The organism is Stenotrophomonas sp. 57 (genome assembly GCF_030291075.1).
Classification (GTDB): Bacteria; Pseudomonadota; Gammaproteobacteria; order Xanthomonadales; family Xanthomonadaceae; genus Stenotrophomonas.
Map to the genome: position 1 here is coordinate 1,853,465 of NZ_CP127407.1, position 17,689 is coordinate 1,871,153.

At 64.7% G+C, this 17,689-nt stretch carries 14 protein-coding genes; all 14 read left to right on the forward strand.

Annotation, left to right across the window (positions count from 1 at the left end; genetic code table 11):
- The first annotated feature begins 341 nt into the window (after positions 1-341).
- Positions 342-767 (forward strand): nucleoside-diphosphate kinase, encoded by a 426-nt coding sequence (gene ndk, locus QP512_RS08605; protein ID WP_008265389.1) that lies wholly within the window; start codon positions 342-344, stop codon positions 765-767.
- 10 nt (positions 768-777) lie between these two features.
- Complete coding sequence (gene rlmN, locus QP512_RS08610) at positions 778-1,983, forward strand: 23S rRNA (adenine(2503)-C(2))-methyltransferase RlmN (protein ID WP_286071717.1); 1,206 nt, start codon at positions 778-780, stop codon at positions 1,981-1,983.
- The gene (locus tag QP512_RS08615) at positions 1,970-2,755 is read left to right on the forward strand and encodes a tetratricopeptide repeat protein (RefSeq protein ID WP_286071718.1); all 786 of its coding nucleotides are present in this window, start codon (positions 1,970-1,972) and stop codon (positions 2,753-2,755) included. The genes rlmN and QP512_RS08615 overlap by 14 nt, the downstream gene beginning before the upstream one ends.
- Positions 2,756-2,773: 18 nt before the next feature.
- Positions 2,774-3,649 carry a RodZ domain-containing protein gene (locus tag QP512_RS08620; protein ID WP_286071719.1) on the forward strand — a complete coding sequence of 292 codons (876 nt, stop codon included), beginning with the start codon at positions 2,774-2,776 and terminating at the stop codon, positions 3,647-3,649.
- Positions 3,650-3,714: 65 nt separating this feature from the next.
- Positions 3,715-4,353 (forward strand): tetratricopeptide repeat protein, encoded by a 639-nt coding sequence (locus QP512_RS08625; protein ID WP_286071720.1) that lies wholly within the window; start codon positions 3,715-3,717, stop codon positions 4,351-4,353.
- On the forward strand, positions 4,353-5,561 hold the full coding sequence (gene bamB, locus QP512_RS08630) for an outer membrane protein assembly factor BamB (protein WP_125432811.1): 1,209 nt from the start codon (positions 4,353-4,355) through the stop codon (positions 5,559-5,561). Before QP512_RS08625 ends, bamB begins: the two co-directional genes overlap by 1 nt.
- A 17-nt stretch (positions 5,562-5,578) precedes the next feature.
- Positions 5,579-6,976, forward strand: coding sequence for a ribosome biogenesis GTPase Der (gene der, locus QP512_RS08635; protein ID WP_012479950.1), 1,398 nt, complete (start codon positions 5,579-5,581; stop codon positions 6,974-6,976).
- Between the two features lie 182 nt (positions 6,977-7,158).
- A complete protein-coding gene (moeB, locus tag QP512_RS08640) occupies positions 7,159-8,295 on the forward strand; it encodes a molybdopterin-synthase adenylyltransferase MoeB (protein WP_286071721.1) in 1,137 nt (378 codons plus the stop codon).
- Positions 8,296-8,619: 324 nt separating this feature from the next.
- Positions 8,620-10,455: a monovalent cation:proton antiporter-2 (CPA2) family protein gene (locus QP512_RS08645; protein WP_286071722.1), complete on the forward strand. Its 1,836-nt coding sequence runs from the start codon at positions 8,620-8,622 to the stop codon at positions 10,453-10,455.
- Between the two features lie 81 nt (positions 10,456-10,536).
- Complete coding sequence (folD, locus tag QP512_RS08650; protein ID WP_049402332.1) at positions 10,537-11,415, forward strand: bifunctional methylenetetrahydrofolate dehydrogenase/methenyltetrahydrofolate cyclohydrolase FolD; 879 nt, start codon at positions 10,537-10,539, stop codon at positions 11,413-11,415.
- Positions 11,416-11,648: 233 nt separating this feature from the next.
- On the forward strand, positions 11,649-13,106 hold the full coding sequence (gene guaB, locus QP512_RS08655) for an IMP dehydrogenase (protein WP_005416248.1): 1,458 nt from the start codon (positions 11,649-11,651) through the stop codon (positions 13,104-13,106).
- Positions 13,107-13,213: 107 nt separating this feature from the next.
- Positions 13,214-13,690: a hypothetical protein gene (locus QP512_RS08660; protein ID WP_286071723.1), complete on the forward strand. Its 477-nt coding sequence runs from the start codon at positions 13,214-13,216 to the stop codon at positions 13,688-13,690.
- Positions 13,687-15,252, forward strand: coding sequence for a glutamine-hydrolyzing GMP synthase (gene guaA / locus QP512_RS08665; RefSeq protein ID WP_130768165.1), 1,566 nt, complete (start codon positions 13,687-13,689; stop codon positions 15,250-15,252). Before QP512_RS08660 ends, guaA begins: the two co-directional genes overlap by 4 nt.
- A gap of 1,272 nt (positions 15,253-16,524) precedes the next feature.
- Positions 16,525-17,631: a PIN domain-containing protein gene (locus tag QP512_RS08670; RefSeq protein WP_058982559.1), complete on the forward strand. Its 1,107-nt coding sequence runs from the start codon at positions 16,525-16,527 to the stop codon at positions 17,629-17,631.
- Positions 17,632-17,689 lie beyond the last annotated feature (58 nt).

The window sequence follows — 17,689 nt, forward strand, 5'->3', positions numbered from 1 at the left end:
GGCGGACCTTAATCAAACGATTGTTTGATACTAGAACCAGACGGTACCGTATGGCATTTTGCAGTGCAGCAAAACTGTGCAGGGTGGTCAGAATCCGCTCAGGTGGGTGAATGGGTGGGCGTGAAACTGTAGAGCCGAGCCCGCGCTCGGCTGCTCTTCGGCGCAAAGGCCAGCCGAGCATGGGCTCGCCTCTACAACGGGGCCGCACGGCCCTCTACCACCCGGCCACGTTATCTTTTACAATTCGCCTACGTTTATCAGGCTAAGCCCGCGTCCCGACGCGGGTTTTTTTCATGTTACCCTTCGGGCCATCAGCGGCCCGATTCCATTGGAGACATCCCATGGCGCTGGAGCGCACCCTTTCGATCATCAAGCCGGACGCCGTTGCCAAGAACGTCATCGGCGAAATCTACGCCCGCTTCGAGAAGGCCGGCCTGAAGGTCGTGGCCGCCAAGTACAAGCAGCTGTCGCGCCGTGAAGCCGAAGGCTTCTACGCCGTCCACCGCGAGCGTCCGTTCTTCAACGCGCTGGTCGAGTTCATGATCTCCGGCCCGGTGATGATCCAGGCCCTGGAAGGCGAGAACGCCGTCCTGGCCCACCGCGACCTGCTGGGCGCCACCAACCCGAAGGAAGCCGCCGCCGGTACCATCCGCGCCGACTTCGCCGAATCCATCGATGCCAACGCCGCCCACGGCTCGGACTCGGTCGAGAATGCCGCGATTGAAATCGCCTACTTCTTCGCCGCCACCGAAGTCGTTTCGCGCTGAGAGTAATGCCGTGAACGAGGTCGTACAGTCCCCCGCCATCCAGCCGCTGCCGAAGTCGGCACCCACGGCTGGCAAGCAGAACCTGCTCGACCTCGATCGCGCGGGCCTGGAACAGTTTTTCGTCGAAAAGCTCGGCGAGAAGAAGTTCCGTGCCCATCAGGTGATGAAGTGGATCCACCATCGCTACGTCACCGACTTCGATGAAATGACCGATCTCGGCAAGGTCCTGCGCGCCAAGCTGCAGGCCCATGCCGAGGTCGTTGTCCCCAACATCGTGTTCGACAAGCCCTCCGCCGACGGCACCCACAAGTGGCTGCTGGCGATGGGTGTGGATGGCAAGAACGCCATCGAGACCGTGTACATCCCGGACAAGACCCGCGGCACGCTGTGCGTGTCCTCGCAGGTCGGTTGCGGCCTGAACTGCACGTTCTGCTCCACCGCCACCCAGGGCTTCAACCGCAACCTGACCACCGCCGAGATCATCGGCCAGGTGTGGGTTGCCGCGCGCCACCTGGGTAACGTGCCGCACCAGATGCGCCGTCTCACCAACGTGGTGATGATGGGCATGGGCGAGCCGCTGATGAATTTCGACAACGTCGTGCGCGCCATGAGCGTGATGCGTGACGATCTGGGCTACGGCCTGGCCAACAAGCGCGTGACCCTGTCGACCTCCGGCCTGGTGCCGCAGATCGACCGCCTGTCCGCCGAAAGCGACGTGTCGCTGGCCGTTTCCCTGCATGCGCCGAATGACGCACTGCGCGAAACGCTGGTGCCGTTGAACAAGAAGTACCCGATCGCCGAGCTGATGGCCTCGTGTGCCCGTTACCTGCGCGCCAACAAGCGCCGCGAATCGGTCACCTTCGAGTACACCCTGATGAAGGGCATCAACGACAAGCCCGAGCATGCCCGCGAACTGGCCCGCCTGATGCACCAGTTCGACAACGCGGTGCAGGCCAGGGACTCGGGCAAGGTCAACCTGATCCCCTTCAACCCGTTCCCGGGCACCCGCTACGAGCGCTCCGACGAGGCGCAAATCCGCGCTTTCCAGAAGATCCTGCTCGACAGCAACGTGCTGACCATGGTCCGCCGCACCCGTGGCGACGACATTGACGCCGCCTGTGGCCAGCTCAAGGGCCAGGTGATGGACCGTACCCGCCGCCAGGCCGAATTCAACAAGACGCTGCAGGCGGGGAAGGGGAGCGATGCCGCGGCCTGACCGCCTCTGGCTGGTTCTGCTCGCAGGCACGCTGGCTCTTGCGGTCGGCGGCTGCAAATCCCATCCAAAAGCCAAGCTGGGCCCCAGTGAGGCGCCGGTCTACTCCGTCCGTGACCCGGACGGGGTACGGCAGCAGGTGCGCTGGCAGGAGTTGCTGTCCCTGGCTGGCCGCGACATCCAGGCCGGTAATCTCGATGCTGCCGAGCGCAAGGCGCGCGAAGCCCAGAAGCTGATGCCCGCGTCCCCCGACGCTCTGGTGCTGCTTGCCGGCATCGACGAGCGTCGCGGTCGCAGCCAGCAGGCTGGCGAGAACTTCCGCAAGGCCGCGGAACTGGCGCCGCAACGCGGCGACGTGCTCAACAACTATGGTGCCTGGCTTTGCCAGCAGGGCCAGGCGGCCGAATCGCTGATCTGGTTCGATCGTGCCCAGAGGGCGCCGGGCAACGCCGCTGCGGCCGAAGCACAGGCCAACGCCGGCGGCTGTGCGCTGGATGCAGGGCAGTTCGAGCGTGCCGAGCGCGACCTGCGCGCGGCGCTGGCGACCCTGCCCGGCAACCCGGTCGCATTGGAGGCCATGGCCCAGCTCAGCTTCCGCCAGGGCCGCTACATGGAGGCCCGGGCCTTCGCCGAACGTAGGATTGCGGCTGCACCCGCAACGCGTTCCGTGTTACAACTTGCGTCTCAAATCGAAGCGCGGCTTGGGGATAGGGCGGCATCTGACCGCTATCTCCAGCGGATTCGACAGGAATTTCCGCAGGAAGCGGGCTCCTAACTCCAGGGTTGATGCATTGTGATTGATGACCAGACTGTGAGCGCTCTCGAGACTGCGGCCGGCTGCGGCACCCGCCTGCGCCAGGCCCGTGAAGCGGCCGGACTGACCCTTGAGGATGTCGGCTCGCGCCTGCGCATGCCGGTCCAGGTGGTCAAGTCGCTGGAAGAGGAACAGTGGCAGAAGCTGGGGGCGCCGGTGTTCGTGCGCGGCCAGCTGCGCAGCTACGCGCGCCTGCTGGGCGTGGATATCAGCCAGCTGCTGGAACAGGCCCAGGTCGGGCCCGTAGTGCCGCCCACGCTGGTCAGCCATACCCATACCCCGCGTGCACGCCGCATTGCCGAGAACCTCGGCCGTCGCATGCTGTATGTCGGCATCACCGCGGTGCTGGCCGTGCCGGTGTGGTTCGCCACCCGCGGCCATTTCGATGGCAGCGCCACCCCGTCGCCGAATACCGCCTCACTGGACGCCATCCCGGCTGCCGTGCCGGTAACCCCGTCGGCTGCGGGTGTCGAGCCCTCGGCACCGGCTGAAGTCGCGAGTGCCCCGGCCAGCAAGCCGGCAGCGACCCCGTACGTGGCCTCGCTGGCCCCGGTGCCGCGTTCGGCCCCGGCCGCCCCGGCCGCTGTCGGCAATACGCTGGAGATGCAGTTCAGCGGCGACAGCTGGGTCGATATCGGTGGTCCGGACGGCGCCACCGTCGAAAAGGCGCTGATCAAGTCCGGCGAGAGCCGCAGCTTCACCCCGGGCCAGGTGACCCGGGTGACCCTGGGCAACGCTTCGGCGGTCCAGGTTCAGCAGAACGGCGCTATCGTCGATCTGACCCCCTACCAGCGAGCCAACGTGGCACGCTTTCAGGTATCCTCTGAAGGCTCCGTAGTCCCGGTTTCGCACTGAGGCGCGGTTTCACCACCTTCGATTAAACCCAATGGTCCCTCCCGATGGGCGGGGCGAGAGTACGCATGGCGATCGACGATCTGCTCGACGAGCACGAACAAAGTGAACGCGTCCGCAGCTGGCTGCGGAAGAATGGCGCCAGCATCCTCGGTGGCGTGGTCATCGCCATCGGTGCCATTGCCGGCTGGCAGTGGTACCAGAAGGATCAGGGCGGCAAGCTGGCCTCGGCCAACGCCGAGTACCAGAAGGCCCTGGTCGGCCTGCAGCAGAACAAGCTCGACGACGCTGCCAAGGCAGTGAAGGCGCTCGAAGCCGGTCCGTCCAGCATCTACGGCGACCTCGCGGCGCTGCAGCTGGCCAAGGCCCAGGTCGACGCCGGCAAGAATGAAGAAGCGCTGGCCACCCTGCGCGGCGTGAAGGTCGAAGGCGACCTGCAGCGCGTGGTCGACCAGCGTGTGGCCCGCCTGCTGGTGGCCACCGGCAAGAGCGACGAAGCCATCAAGCTGCTGGGCAGCGCCACCGACAGCAGCAGCCTGGAAATCCATGGCGACGCGCTGATGGCGCAGGGCAAGCGCGATGGTGCCCGTGAACAGTACGAGAAGGCGCTGAAGTCGCTGGACGTGGCAGCGCCGCAGCGGCGCCTGCTGGAAACCAAGGTTATGGATGCCGGCGGCACGGTCGCCGCCCCTGCGGAGTCGGTTTGATGAGTCAGAAGGTCATGATCACCCGCGTCGCCACCGTGCTCCTGATGGGCATGGCCCTGACCGGCTGCAGCACCATGAAGGGCTGGTTCGCCGGCAAGGACGCAGCAGCGAAGAAGGCCCAGGAGCCGGCTGAGCTGGTCAAGTTCGAGCCGAGCGTCAAGGTCAACAAGGCCTGGTCGGTCAACCTCGGCAAGGGCGAGCGCCGCATCGGCGTGCGCCAGGGCCCGGCCGTTGCCAATGGCCATGTGTTCGCTGCGGCGATCACCGGTGGCGTGCACGCCATCGACCTGCAGACCGGCAAGAAGGTCTGGACCTGGGAACCGACCAAGGAAAAGAAGAAGCCGAAGCTGCGCCTGTCCGGTGGCCCGGGTGTGGGTGAGAACCTGGTCGTGATCGGCACGCTCGATGGCCAGGTCATTGCCCTGGACATCAACGACGGCAGCGAAAAGTGGCGCGCCCGTGTTCCGGGTGAAGTGATTGCCGCGCCGGCCGTGGCCCAGGGCCTGGTGTTCGTGCGCAGCAACGACGGCCGCGTGACCGCTTTCGATGCCGGCAACGGCACCCAGAAGTGGTTCAACCCGAGCGAGCTGCCGGCGCTGACCGTGCGCGGCAACGCGCCGGTGGTGACCGGCCCGGGCGTGCTGTTCATCGGCAAGGACGAAGGCGCGGTTGCCGCGCTCGCCATGCAGGATGGCCGCACCCTGTGGGAGCAGAACATCGGCAACGGCGAAGGCCGTACCGAGCTGGAGCGCATGGCCGACGTGGACGGCGCCCCCGTGCTGGACGGCAACACCCTCTTCGTGAGCAGCTTCAAGAACCAGACCATGGCCATCGAGGGCCCGACCGGTCGCCCGCTGTGGGCGCGTGACCATGGCGGTGCAGGTGGCGTGGCGGTGTCGTCGGGCAATGTGTTCGTCACCGACAACAAGGGTGGCGTGTTCGGCCTGGACAAGGCGACCGGCGCTGCCATGTGGTCGCAGACCGAGCTGGCGCGTCGTTCGCTGACCGGTCCGGCGCTGCACGGTGATTACGTGGTCGTTGGCGACTACAAGGGATACGTGCACTGGTTGAAGACCTCCGATGGTGCGATGGCGGCACGGGCGAAGAGCGGCGGTGACGCTCTCCTGGCCCAGCCGGTCGTCGTCGACGGGGTGCTGCTGGTGCAGAACGTGGATGGCAAGCTGACCGCCTTCCGGTTGGCAAATTAAAAATTGGAGTAATCGCGATGCTGCCTTTGGTCGCCCTGGTTGGACGGCCGAATGTCGGCAAGTCGACTATTTTCAATGCGCTTACGCGCACCCGCGACGCGCTGGTCCATGACCAGCCCGGCGTTACCCGTGACCGCAACTACGGCGTCTGCCGCCTCGACGAGGACAACCATTTCCTCGTCGTGGATACCGGCGGTATCGCCGGCGAGGACGAAGGCCTGGCGGGCGCCACCACGCGCCAGGCGCGTGCTGCCGCGGCCGAAGCCGATCTGATCCTGTTCGTCGTCGACGCCCGCGAGGGCACCTCGGCGCTGGACGACGAGATCCTGGCCTGGCTGCGCAAGTTGTCGCGCCCGACGCTGCTGCTGATCAACAAGATCGACGGCACCGACGAGGACAGCGTGCGGTCCGAGTTCGCCCGTTACGGCTTCGGCGAAATGCTGACCGTCTCGGCCGCGCATCGCCAGGGCCTGGACGATCTGCTGGACGAAGTGATCCAGCGCCTGCCGGAAGAAGGCAGCGGCGAAGAACTGGACAACGATCCGAACCGGATCCGCATTGCCTTCGTCGGCCGCCCGAACGTGGGCAAGTCGACTCTGGTCAACCGCATCCTCGGCGAGGAGCGCATGATCGCCTCCGACGTGCCGGGCACCACCCGCGACTCGATTGCAGTGGACCTCGAGCGCGACGGTCGCGAATACCGCCTGATCGACACCGCCGGCCTGCGCCGCCGTTCGCGCGTGGACGAGGTCGTCGAGAAATTCTCGGTGGTCAAGACCATGCAGTCGATCGAGCAGTGCCAGGTGGCCGTGCTGATGCTGGATGCCACCGAAGGCGTGACCGACCAGGACGCCACTGTGCTCGGTGCGGTGCTCGACGCCGGCCGTGCGCTGGTGATCGCCATCAACAAGTGGGATGGCCTGACCGAGTACCAGCGCGAGCAGGCTGAAACCATGCTGTCGCTGAAGCTGGGCTTCGTGCCGTGGGCCGAATCGGTGCGCATCTCGGCCAAGCACGGCTCGGGCCTGCGCGAGCTGTTCCGTGCGGTGCACCGCGCGCACGAATCGGCGAACAAGACCTTCACCACCAGCGAAGTGAACAAGGCGCTGGAAGTGGCCTACGAGACCAACCCGCCGCCGACCATCCGCGGCCACGTCTCCAAGCTGCGCTACGTGCACCCGGCCGGCGCCAACCCGCCGACCTTCATCGTGCACGGCACGCGCCTGAAGGAACTGCAGGAGTCGTACAAGCGCTACCTGGAGAACTTCTTCCGCAAGCGTTTCAAGCTGATCGGCACGCCGGTGAGCTTCATCTTCCGCGAGGGTACCAACCCGTACGAGGGCAAGAAGAACGTCCTCACCGAGCGGCAGGTCAAGGCCAAGCGGCGCTTGATGAAGCACGTCAAGGGCAAGTGATTCACGAGAAGGCGGCCGCAGGGCCGCCTTTTTCGTGTAGCGCCGAGCCCATGCTCGGTTCCTCGGAGGTCGGCAGAAAGGCAGCCGACCGTGGGCTCGGCTCTACAATCGGGCCGGACGCTACCCGGGTAGAGCCGAGCCTACGCTCGGCTCAGCAGGGGCTCGGGCTCTACAATGGGCGCATGAGCATTCCCGAGCTTTCCCCGCAGCAGGCGCATGAACGCCTCGCCCACGGCGCCGTGCTGATCGATGTGCGCGAGGCGCACGAACGGGCCGGCGGCATGGCCGAAGGCGCGCGTGGCGTGGCCAAGGCCGAGCTGCAGGCCGACCCGGCCGCGCATCTGCCACGGCAGGACCAGCACATCCTGTTGATCTGCCAGAGCGGCAAGCGCTCGGCCGATGCCGCGCAGTTCCTGCTGGAGGCAGGCTACACAAATGTCGCTTCCGTGACCGGCGGCACCGTGGCCTGGCGCGAACAGTCGCTGCCGTTGGTGCAGCCGCTGTCCAGCGCCGCCGACCGTGATTTCTTTGATCGTTATTCACGCCACCTGCTGCTGCCGCAGGTCGGCGAAGCCGGGCAGCGCCGGTTGCAGCAATCACGCGTGCTGGTGCTGGGCGCGGGCGGCCTGGGTGCGCCGGCCGGCTTCTATCTGGCCGCAGCCGGGGTAGGGCATCTGCGTTTTGCCGACCATGACCGCGTGGAGCGCAGCAACCTGCACCGGCAGATCGTGCATACCGAGGCCAGCGTCGGCCAGCTCAAGGTCGATTCGGCGCGCGAGCGGTTGCTGGCACTCAACCCGTCGATCGAGGTCGAGGCCGTGCCTGAGCGGGTCACATCCGAGAACGTGGATGTGCTGCTGTACGGCGTGGACGTGGTGCTGGACGGCTCGGACAACTTCCCGCTGCGCTACCTGCTCAACGATGCCTGCATCAAGCACGCCAAGCCGCTGGTGTATGCCGCCATCGAGCGCTTTGACGGCCAGGTAAGCGTGTTTGACGCTGGCCGCCAGCGTGGCGTGGCGCCGTGCTACCGCTGCCTGTTCCCCGAACCGCCGCCGCCGGAGTTTGCGCCGAACTGTTCCGAGGCCGGTGTGCTCGGCGTGTTGCCCGGCCTGGCTGGGGTGCTGCAGGCCACCGAGGTGCTGAAGCTGCTGCTCGGCATCGGCGAGCCGCTGGTCGGCCGCCTGCTGCGCTTCGATGCGCTGGGCATGCGCTTCCGCGAGACCGGCATCCGGCCCGACCCGCAGTGCCCGGTGTGCGCGCCGGGCGTGCCGTTCCCGGGGTATATCGATTACGCCGCCTTCTGCCGGGGCGGGTGAATCCGACCGGGGATTCATCCACGCATGGCGTGGATCTACCGGGGCATGACGGCTGGGCGTCCATCCACGCATGGCGTAGATCTACTGTAGAGCCGAGCCCACGCTCGGCTGCTCTTCGTGCCGAGGCCAGAAGCAGCCGAGCATGGGCTCGGCTCTACAGGTAATGGCGCCCACCGAAGCATGTGCATGGTTTCGGGATGATGCCGGGGCTCACCCGCTGCATCGTTCCATCGCCAAGACAATCCGACGCAACATGCGTGCTATTGCCGTCATCGGCATTGCTCTATTGTTGACCCCGATTCTGGATCTTGGGGAACACACCGCATGGCGGTAGAAGCAGCGACCAGCGAGCTGGTCAAGGTCGTCGCCCTGTTGGGCGCGGCGGTGGTGATGGTGCCCCTGTTCCGCCGGGCCGGCCTGGGCTCGGTGCTGGGATACTTCGCCGCTGGCCTGGCGATCGGACCGTTCGGGCTGGGCTGGTTCTCCGACCCGCAGGCGATCCTGCATACCGCCGAGCTCGGCGTGGTGATGTTCCTGTTCGTGATCGGCCTGGAAATGCGGCCTTCGCACCTGTGGAGCCTGCGCAAGGAAATCTTCGGGCTGGGCACGCTGCAGATCGCCACCTGTGCGCTGGTGCTGACCAGCATCGCCAAACTGTTCGGCTTCCCGTGGCAGGTCGCCTTCATCGGCGCCACTGGCTTCGTGCTCACCTCCACCGCGGTGGTGATGCAGTTGCTGGCCGAGCGCGGTGATATCGCGCTGCCGTCGGGGCAGAAGATCGTTTCGATCCTGCTGTTCGAAGACCTGTTGATCGTGCCGTTGCTGGCCCTGGTGGCGTGGATGGCGCCGAGCGCGGGCAGTGCCGATGGCGAGGGTTCGCGCTGGCTGTCGGTGGCGATTGGCGTCGGTGCCATCGTCGGCCTGGTGCTGGTCGGCCGCTTCCTGCTCAACCCCCTGTTCCGCGTGCTGGCCGAATCGAAGGCGCGCGAGGTGATGACTGCTGCCGCGTTGCTGGTGGTGCTGGGCGCGGCGCTGCTGATGCAGCTGTCCGGCCTGTCGATGGCGATGGGCGCGTTCCTGGCCGGCGTGCTGCTGAGCGAGTCGACCTTCCGCCACCAGATCGAAGCGGACATCGAGCCGTTCCGCGGCATCCTGCTCGGCCTGTTCTTCCTCAGCGTGGGCATGGCGCTGGACCTGGGCGTGGTGGCGGGAAACTGGCCGCTGATCCTGGGCCTGGTGCTGGCGCTGATGGCGGCCAAGGCGCTGTGCATCTACGTGGTCGCGCGCATCATGGGCAGTGATCACGCACAGGCGCTGGATCGCGGTGTCCTGATGGCGCAGGGCGGCGAGTTCGCCTTCGTACTGTTCTCTGCTGCGGCTTCGGCCGGCGTGATCAACCTGGAGATCAATGCCAACTTCACCGCCGTGGTGGTGCTGTCGATGGCGCTGACCCCGCTGGTGGTGCTGGTCTACAAGCGCATCGCGCCGAAGCCGACGGTGAACATGGACGGCGTGGACGAGGCCGATGGCCTTTCCGGCAGCGTGCTGATGATCGGTTTCGGCCGCTTCGGCCAGGTCGCCAGCCAGTCGCTGCTGGCGCGCGACGTGGACGTGACCATCATCGACAACGATGTGGAGATGATCCACAACGCCGAGCGTTTTGGTTTCAAGATCTATTACGGCGATGGCACCCGCCTGGACGTGCTGCATGCTTCCGGCGCCGCTACCGCGCGGGCCATCGCGGTGTGCGTGAACAACGCCGAGGATGCCGACCGCATCGTTGAACTGGTGGCGCATGAGTTCCCGCAGGCCAAGCTGCTGGTGCGCTCGTTCGACCGCGAGCACTCGCTGCGGTTGATCCATGCCGGCGTCGATTTCCAGATCCGCGAGACGTTTGAATCGGCGCTGCTGTTCGGCCAGGCCGCGCTGATGGAACTGGGTGCGGACGAAGATGACGCGCAGGAGATCGCGGAGCAGATCCGCGAGCGCGACGCCGAGCGTTTCGAGCTGGAAATGGCCGGTGGCAGCCTGCGCGCCGGTGCGCATATGGTGTTTGGCAGCGCGCTGCCAGGCGTGCCCACGCCGACCCCGTTCACCGCGCCAAAGCGCAAGGCGCGCACGTTGAATGCCGACCAGGTGCCGGAAGAGGAAGAGGATTGACCCGTTCTGGTAAGGCCGGTGGGCGAGGGGGCCTGAATCAGGGACAATAGCGTCCCCGCCGCCGCCGTTCCCCCGCTCCCGATGACCGATTCCGCCCCCCAGCATCCTGCCCGCATCCTCGATGGCCGCCGTATCGCCGAGGACCTGCTCGACAGCCTGAAGGTGCGCGTCGACGCCCGCGTGGCCGCCGGCGGCAGCCGTCCGGGCCTGGCCGTGGTGCTGGTGGGTGGCGACCCGGCCTCGACCGTGTACGTGCGCAACAAGCGCCGCGCCGCCGAGAAGGTCGGCATCGAAGCGCATGACTACGACCTGCCGGCCGGCACCACCGAGGCCGAGCTGCTCGACCTGATCGACCAGCTCAACGCCGATCCGAAGATCAACGGCATCCTGATCCAGCTGCCGCTGCCGGGCATCCCCGACGCGCGCCGGCTGATCCAGCGCATCGACCCGCGCAAGGACGTGGACGGCTTCCACCCGGAAAACGTCGGCCACCTGGCCCTGCGCGAGTTCGGCCTGCGCCCGTGCACTCCGCGCGGCATCACCACGCTGCTGGGCCACACCGACCAGCCGGTGCGTGGCCGCAACGCCACCATCGTCGGCGTGAGCAACCACGTCGGCCGCCCGATGGGCCTGGAGCTGCTGATCGCCGGCTGCACCGTGACAAGCTGCCACAAGTTCACCCCCAAGGACGTGCTGGAACAGGCCGTGCGCAACGCCGACATCCTGGTGGTGGCGGTGGGCCGCCCGGGCATCGTGCCGGGCGAATGGGTGAAGCCGGGCGCGGTGGTGATTGACGTCGGCATCAACCGGTTGGACGACGGCCGCCTGGTGGGCGACGTTGGGTTTGAGGCGGCCGCCCAGCGGGCGAGCTGGATCACCCCGGTGCCGGGTGGCGTGGGCCCGATGACCGTGGCCACGTTGATGCAGAACACCCTGGAGGCGGCGGAAGCGCTGAGCTGACCTACTGTTGGCACCTACCAAGGGCGGCACCGCGCCTCGGGCCTCCTGTAGAGCCGAGCCTATGCTCGGCTCATCGCGGTCTGGCGGAAAGCAGCCGAGCATGGGCTCGGCTCTACAGGTGAGCGGGTGCGACACTGTGTCGCGCGAAGTTCCAATTCTGGCTACCAAAAATGCTGTTCTTGGCCTCTCAAAAGGGGTAAAATGTCGCGCTTCCCCACATCTCGGGTATGCCGATGCTGCGCATCCAGGCTGAAGCACTCACTTACGACGACGTCTCGCTCGTCCCCGCCCACTCGACCATCCTGCCCAAGGACGTCAACCTCGAAACGCGGTTGACCCGAGACCTGAAGCTGAAGCTTCCGATCCTGTCCGCCGCGATGGACACCGTCACCGAAGCCCGCCTGGCCATCGCCATGGCCCAGCTCGGCGGCATGGGCATCATCCACAAGAATCTCAGCCTGGAACAGCAGGCCGCGGAAGTGGCCAAGGTCAAGAAGTTCGAGGCCGGTGTCATCCGCGACCCGATCACCGTCGGCCCGGAAACCACCATCCGCGACGTGCTGGCCCTGACCCAGGCACACAACATCTCCGGCGTGCCGGTGGTGGGCAGCGACGGCCAGCTGGCCGGCATCGTGACCCACCGCGACATGCGCTTCGAGACCGAGCTGGACGACCCGGTCCGCCACATCATGACCAAGAAGGATCGCCTGATCACGGTCAAGGAAGGCGCCGCGTCTGATGAAGTGCTGCAGCTGCTGCACCGCAACCGCATCGAGAAGGTGCTGGTGGTCAACGATTCGTTCGAACTGCGTGGCCTGATCACCGTCAAGGACATCCAGAAGAACACCGACTTCCCCAACGCTGCCAAGGACCTGTCGACCCGCCTGCTGGTCGGCGCTGCCGTCGGCGTGGGTGGCGATACCGATCGCCGCGTGGAAGCGCTGGTTGCCGCCGGCGTGGACGTGATCGTGGTCGATACCGCGCACGGCCACTCGCAGGGCGTGCTGGACCGCGTCAGCTGGGTCAAGAAGAACTTCCCGAACGTGCAGGTCATCGGTGGCAACATCTGCACCGGCGAAGCCGCACTGGCGCTGCTGGACAGCGGCGCGGACGCCGTGAAGGTCGGCATCGGCCCGGGCTCGATCTGCACCACGCGCGTTGTCGCCGGTGTCGGCGTGCCGCAGGTCACCGCCATCGACCTGGTGGCCGAAGCGCTGCAGGACCGCATCCCGCTGATCGCCGACGGTGGCATTCGTTACTCGGGCGACATCGGCAAGGCGCTGGCCGCCGGTGCCTCGACCATCATGGTCGGCGGCCTGCTGGCCGGTACCGAGGAATCGCCGGGCGAGACCGAGCTGTACCAGGGCCGTTCGTACAAGAGCTACCGCGGCATGGGTTCGCTGGCTGCCATGGAGAAGGGGTCGAAGGACCGCTACTTCCAGGACGCCGCCACCGCCGACAAGCTGGTGCCGGAAGGCATCGAAGGCCGCGTGCCGTACCGCGGCCCGGTGGGCGGCATCATCCACCAGCTGATGGGCGGCCTGCGTGCCACCATGGGCTACGTGGGCTGCGCCACCATCGAAGACATGCGCAGCAAGCCCAAGTTCGTGAAGATCAGCGGCGCCGGCCAGCGTGAGAGCCACGTCCACGACGTGACCATCACCAAAGAGCCGCCGAACTACCGCGCCTGATGCGCTTGCGAACTGCTCTTGCGATTACGGGCAGCCTGCTGATGGCAGGCTGTTCGTTGTCCGAACCGCCGCCGCGCTCCGGGTCTCCGGGCGCGGCGGTTTCGCAATTGCAGGACGTACAGGCCTGCCAGAACGCGTTCTCGCTGCCGAAGGGCTGGCAGGTGCAGGCCGCTGGCGAGCAGCGCTGGCTGCTTAAAGGTACCGGCGAGCGCCCGCTGCAGGTCACCCTGCAATGCATTACCGAGCTGCTGCACGGGCCGGATGATCCGGTGCTGACGCCGGTACTGGGCGCGCTGGAGCCCGCACGGATGAGCGTGCGCTGGGCGTCCTGGGGCGCTGCGGATGCGGGCGTCTCGATGGCGGCGCTGCAACGGCGCATCGTGCCCGGCACCGAAGTGCAGGAAATCGCCGAGCTGCCGCGCGCCGACCGCGCCAACCCCAACGCACCGCACGGCCTGCTGATGCTGCGCTGGGACGAGGAAGACCCCTCACATATTCAACAACGCGAGGCGTTCATCGCCACGCTGACGCAGAGCCTTGAAGCGCCGGGCGCTGCGAAAAACACCACTGGAACGGCACCATGACCAACATCCATAACGACAAGATCCTCATCCTCGATTTCGGCGCGCAGTACACGCAGCTGATCGCCCGCCGCATCCGCGAGCTGGGCGTCTACTGCGAAATCTGGGCGTGGGACCACAACCCGGCCGAGATCGCGGCGTTTGGCGCCAAGGGCATCATCCTGTCCGGTGGTCCGGAATCGACCACGCTGCCGGGTGCGCCGGCCGCGCCGCAGGAAGTGTTCGACAGCGGCCTGCCGATCTTCGGCATCTGCTACGGCATGCAGACCCTGGCCGCGCAGCTGGGTGGCGCTACCGAAGCCGCTGACCAGCGCGAGTTCGGCCACGCCGAAGTGAACGTCATCAACCCCGATGCACTGTTCAAGGGCCTGAGCGACCACGGCGGCGAGCCGAAGCTGAATGTCTGGATGAGCCACGGCGACCACGTCTCCGTTGCGCCGCCGGGCTTCACCATCACTGCCACCACCGACCGCATTCCGGTGGCCGCCATGGCCAACGAAGAGAAGCGCTGGTACGGCGTGCAGTTCCACCCGGAAGTGACCCACACCCTGCAGGGCCAGGCGCTGCTGCGCCGCTTCGTGGTGGACGTGTGCGGCTGCCAGACCCTGTGGACCGCCGCCAACATCATCGACGACCAGATCGCCCGCGTTCGCGAGCAGGTGGGCGATGACGAAGTGATCCTGGGCCTGTCCGGCGGCGTCGATTCGTCCGTGGTGGCTGCGCTGCTGCACAAGGCCATCGGCGAGAAGCTGACCTGCGTGTTCGTGGATACCGGCCTGCTGCGCTGGCAGGAAGGCGACCAGGTGATGGCGATGTTCGCCGAGCACATGGGCGTAAAGGTCGTTCGTGTGAACGCCGCCGACCGTTACTTCGCCGCGCTGGAAGGCGTGAGCGACCCGGAAGCCAAGCGCAAGATCATCGGCAACCTGTTCGTTGAGATCTTCGACGAAGAGTCGAACAAGCTGAAGAACGCCAAGTGGCTGGCGCAGGGCACCATCTACCCGGACGTGATCGAGTCGGCCGGCAGCAAGACCGGCAAGGCGCATGTGATCAAGAGCCACCACAACGTGGGCGGCCTGCCGGAGCACATGAAGCTGGGCCTGGTGGAGCCGCTGCGCGAGCTGTTCAAGGACGAAGTGCGCCGCCTGGGCGTCGAGCTGGGCCTGCCGCGCACCATGGTCTATCGCCATCCGTTCCCGGGCCCGGGCCTGGGCGTGCGTATCCTGGGCGAAGTGAAGCGCGAATACGCCGAACTGCTGGCCAAGGCCGATGCCATCTTCATCGACGAGCTGCGCAAGGCCGACCTGTACGACAAGACCAGCCAGGCGTTTGCCGTGTTCCTGCCGGTGAAGTCGGTGGGCGTGGTGGGTGACGCGCGGGCTTATGAGTGGGTGATTGCGCTGCGGGCTGTGGAGACGATCGACTTCATGACGGCGCATTGGGCGCATCTGCCGTATGACTTCCTGGGGACGGTGAGCAACCGGATCATCAATGAGTTGCGGGGGGTTTCGCGGGTTGTCTATGACATCTCGGGGAAGCCGCCGGCGACTATTGAGTGGGAATGAGTTGAAAGAACGAGGGCGCCGAGAGGCGCCCTTGTTGTTTAAGGTGTCCGCTATCCATCAGGCAAATGGCAGGTAGTGGGGCAGCTGTTCTCCCAATGGTCTCATCGTTCGTGAGGTGGAGTTTGTACACATGCATTGATAACGCATCGAATATGCACTACTCAATGAGTTGACCCTTCTCAGGGGCACAATCATGACCCGGCACTCTACCAGTTCCTGGCGACACCTCACCGAACGGATAGAAACTACGACTCACCTAGACGGGCTAGCTGATCTGGTACTCAGTCGATTTCTTGATGGGGTTCTTGGAAGAGGCGCCTACTGGATGAGCGGCGCCTACGCATCGAATCACCAAGATGCTTGGATGCGAGGCCGTGGCCTTCTTTTGAGCCGAACGGATGTCGTCTGGAGCGTTGCTCGGTGGCCGAGCCTCTCCGGATCCTGTTACATGCCGAGTTGTTAGTCTGACACTAAGGCCCTAAGATCAACCCGCGTCAAAGACCGATCCCGCTATGAGGTGCGTTTTGAATGCGGGATATAAATGGGGGATACAGCGGAAACCATGTGACAATGAGGTAGGCGGCTGGGATCTTTCAACACAGGAGGTGTGATATGGCTCTCTACAAATACGCGAACCGTTTGGCCCAGTCGCAGCATGCTGCGTTCGATGCAACGCATACGCCGGGTACGAGCGCACCGCACCCAGGAATATACCGCTGCACATCCTGTGGAGATGAGATTGCAATCGCAGGTGGCCACACACTTCCGCCTCAAAACCATCAGCAGCACGATCCCGCCAACGGTCAGATCAGGTGGCAGCTTCTAGTTTATCCAGTGCAGCAGGGCTAGCGAAAAACCTGGTGGTAGTGTTCCCTCTCGACCCAAAGCGGACATCTGTAAGTCTACCGGAGCGAGCTTGCGGTGGGGCCCGGTGGCGGAGAGCTTCTTCAGCGCAATGAAGAAGGAGTGACTCTAACGGCTGTGCAAGCCGACAGGCCACCGGATCAGATGTCTTTGACTACATTGTGGTGCTTTACAACCCAGTCCATCTGCTTAGTTCTGCTTATGCTCTGTCAGTTGTAGAGTTTGATCTGCGTAACGCGCAAAGCGGTTCCTGAGTGTCTGTGGAACTCTGGCCGGTCGAGTCTGCTCAATCGGCATGCCAGTCAACAAGCGGCAACCGATACGTCGGGACTAATAAGGAGCACCGGATACCGCGCTTCGGGCGCGTTTAGCGATACACCTCAGACCACAGAACCCTATGGAATCGCAATGCCCGCACTTCATATCTTCATCGACACCAATGTATTTCTGAACTTCTACTCATTCCCAGAGGACAAATCCTCTGTACTTGAAGCCCTTATCAAGGTCCTCGGGCCGAGCAAGATCAATCTTCACTTGCCTAAGCAGGTGGAGGATGAATTCTGGAGGAACCGGGAGTCGAAGATTCACGCGGCGGTACTCGAGTTCAGAAATGCCAACCTTCCCACAGCGGTTCCGAACCATATGCGAGGTGCCGAAACTGCCACTCATTACAAGGACGCAATCGACGCAGCAGAGAGCGCTCGGAAGAAGCTTGTCGCGCACGTGTTGGGCTTGGCCGTTCTAGGAAAGCTTGAGATCGACACGCAAGTCACGGAAGTGTTCGCACGGGCAGTAAGATACCCTGATTCGGACCAGGTATTGGCTAGGGCTGTGGCCAGAATGCATAAAGGAAACCCCCCGGGTAAGGTTGGAAACATCGGGGATCGTTACAACTGGGAGATGTTGCTGGAGCAGGCGCCTAATGAGGATCTCTATATCATTACGAAAGACGGTGATTTCAGTTCTTTGCTTGGAACTTTGGACAAGAATCCTCGCCCGATGGCGTTCTTGGCCAAGGAGTGGGCGGAGAAAGCGCCTGGGCGTAATTTGTATGTCCATACTTCTATCCAGGCGCTTTTGAGTCACTACGAGAAGCTTGCAGCCCAACCTCAGGAACCCCAGGTGCCTGTGGAGACTGCGGTACCCGCTCCAGTTCCAGTGCCGGAGGTGGTGCCTCAGCTTTCTGTCACGCCGGTGCCTAATGCCGCCGATCTGATGGTCCAGCAGGCCAAGCAAGAGGCGATAAGCGCCCTGGTTAAGAGTGAGAGCTTCGCGCAAACCCATCAGGCGATCGCTACGCTTAGTTCGCTAATGAACTGGATCAATGTGGCGGAAGCGAACAAGCTTTTCGAGGCCGCCTTGGAGAACCACCAGATTAAATGGATCCTAACGGATTCGGATGTCAATGGCTTCTACCTCGACCTGCTGAACAAGCACTCACTACACGCGGAAGATGAGCTGGTCAACTTGATGATTGAGGAGCTCGGACTCCTGACCGATGACGATCCATTTTGATGATTGAGGAGTTCGGATTCCTGATCGATGAAGATCCTTGGAGGTGACGTGCCGTGGG

Bases quoted from the DNA above. Each gene is read 5' to 3' on its own strand.
- guaA (WP_130768165.1), top strand. From the start codon at position 13,687: ATGACCAACATCCATAACGACAAGATCCTCATCCTCGATTTCGGCGCG.
- folD (WP_049402332.1), top strand. From the start codon at position 10,537: ATGACCGATTCCGCCCCCCAGCATCCTGCCCGCATCCTCGATGGCCGC.
- QP512_RS08625 (WP_286071720.1), top strand. From the start codon at position 3,715: ATGGCGATCGACGATCTGCTCGACGAGCACGAACAAAGTGAACGCGTC.
- der (WP_012479950.1), top strand. From the start codon at position 5,579: ATGCTGCCTTTGGTCGCCCTGGTTGGACGGCCGAATGTCGGCAAGTCG.
- ndk (WP_008265389.1), top strand. From the start codon at position 342: ATGGCGCTGGAGCGCACCCTTTCGATCATCAAGCCGGACGCCGTTGCC.
- QP512_RS08645 (WP_286071722.1), top strand. From the start codon at position 8,620: ATGGCGGTAGAAGCAGCGACCAGCGAGCTGGTCAAGGTCGTCGCCCTG.
- moeB (WP_286071721.1), top strand. From the start codon at position 7,159: ATGAGCATTCCCGAGCTTTCCCCGCAGCAGGCGCATGAACGCCTCGCC.
- QP512_RS08670 (WP_058982559.1), top strand. From the start codon at position 16,525: ATGCCCGCACTTCATATCTTCATCGACACCAATGTATTTCTGAACTTC.
- bamB (WP_125432811.1), top strand. From the start codon at position 4,353: ATGAGTCAGAAGGTCATGATCACCCGCGTCGCCACCGTGCTCCTGATG.
- QP512_RS08615 (WP_286071718.1), top strand. From the start codon at position 1,970: ATGCCGCGGCCTGACCGCCTCTGGCTGGTTCTGCTCGCAGGCACGCTG.
- guaB (WP_005416248.1), top strand. From the start codon at position 11,649: ATGCTGCGCATCCAGGCTGAAGCACTCACTTACGACGACGTCTCGCTC.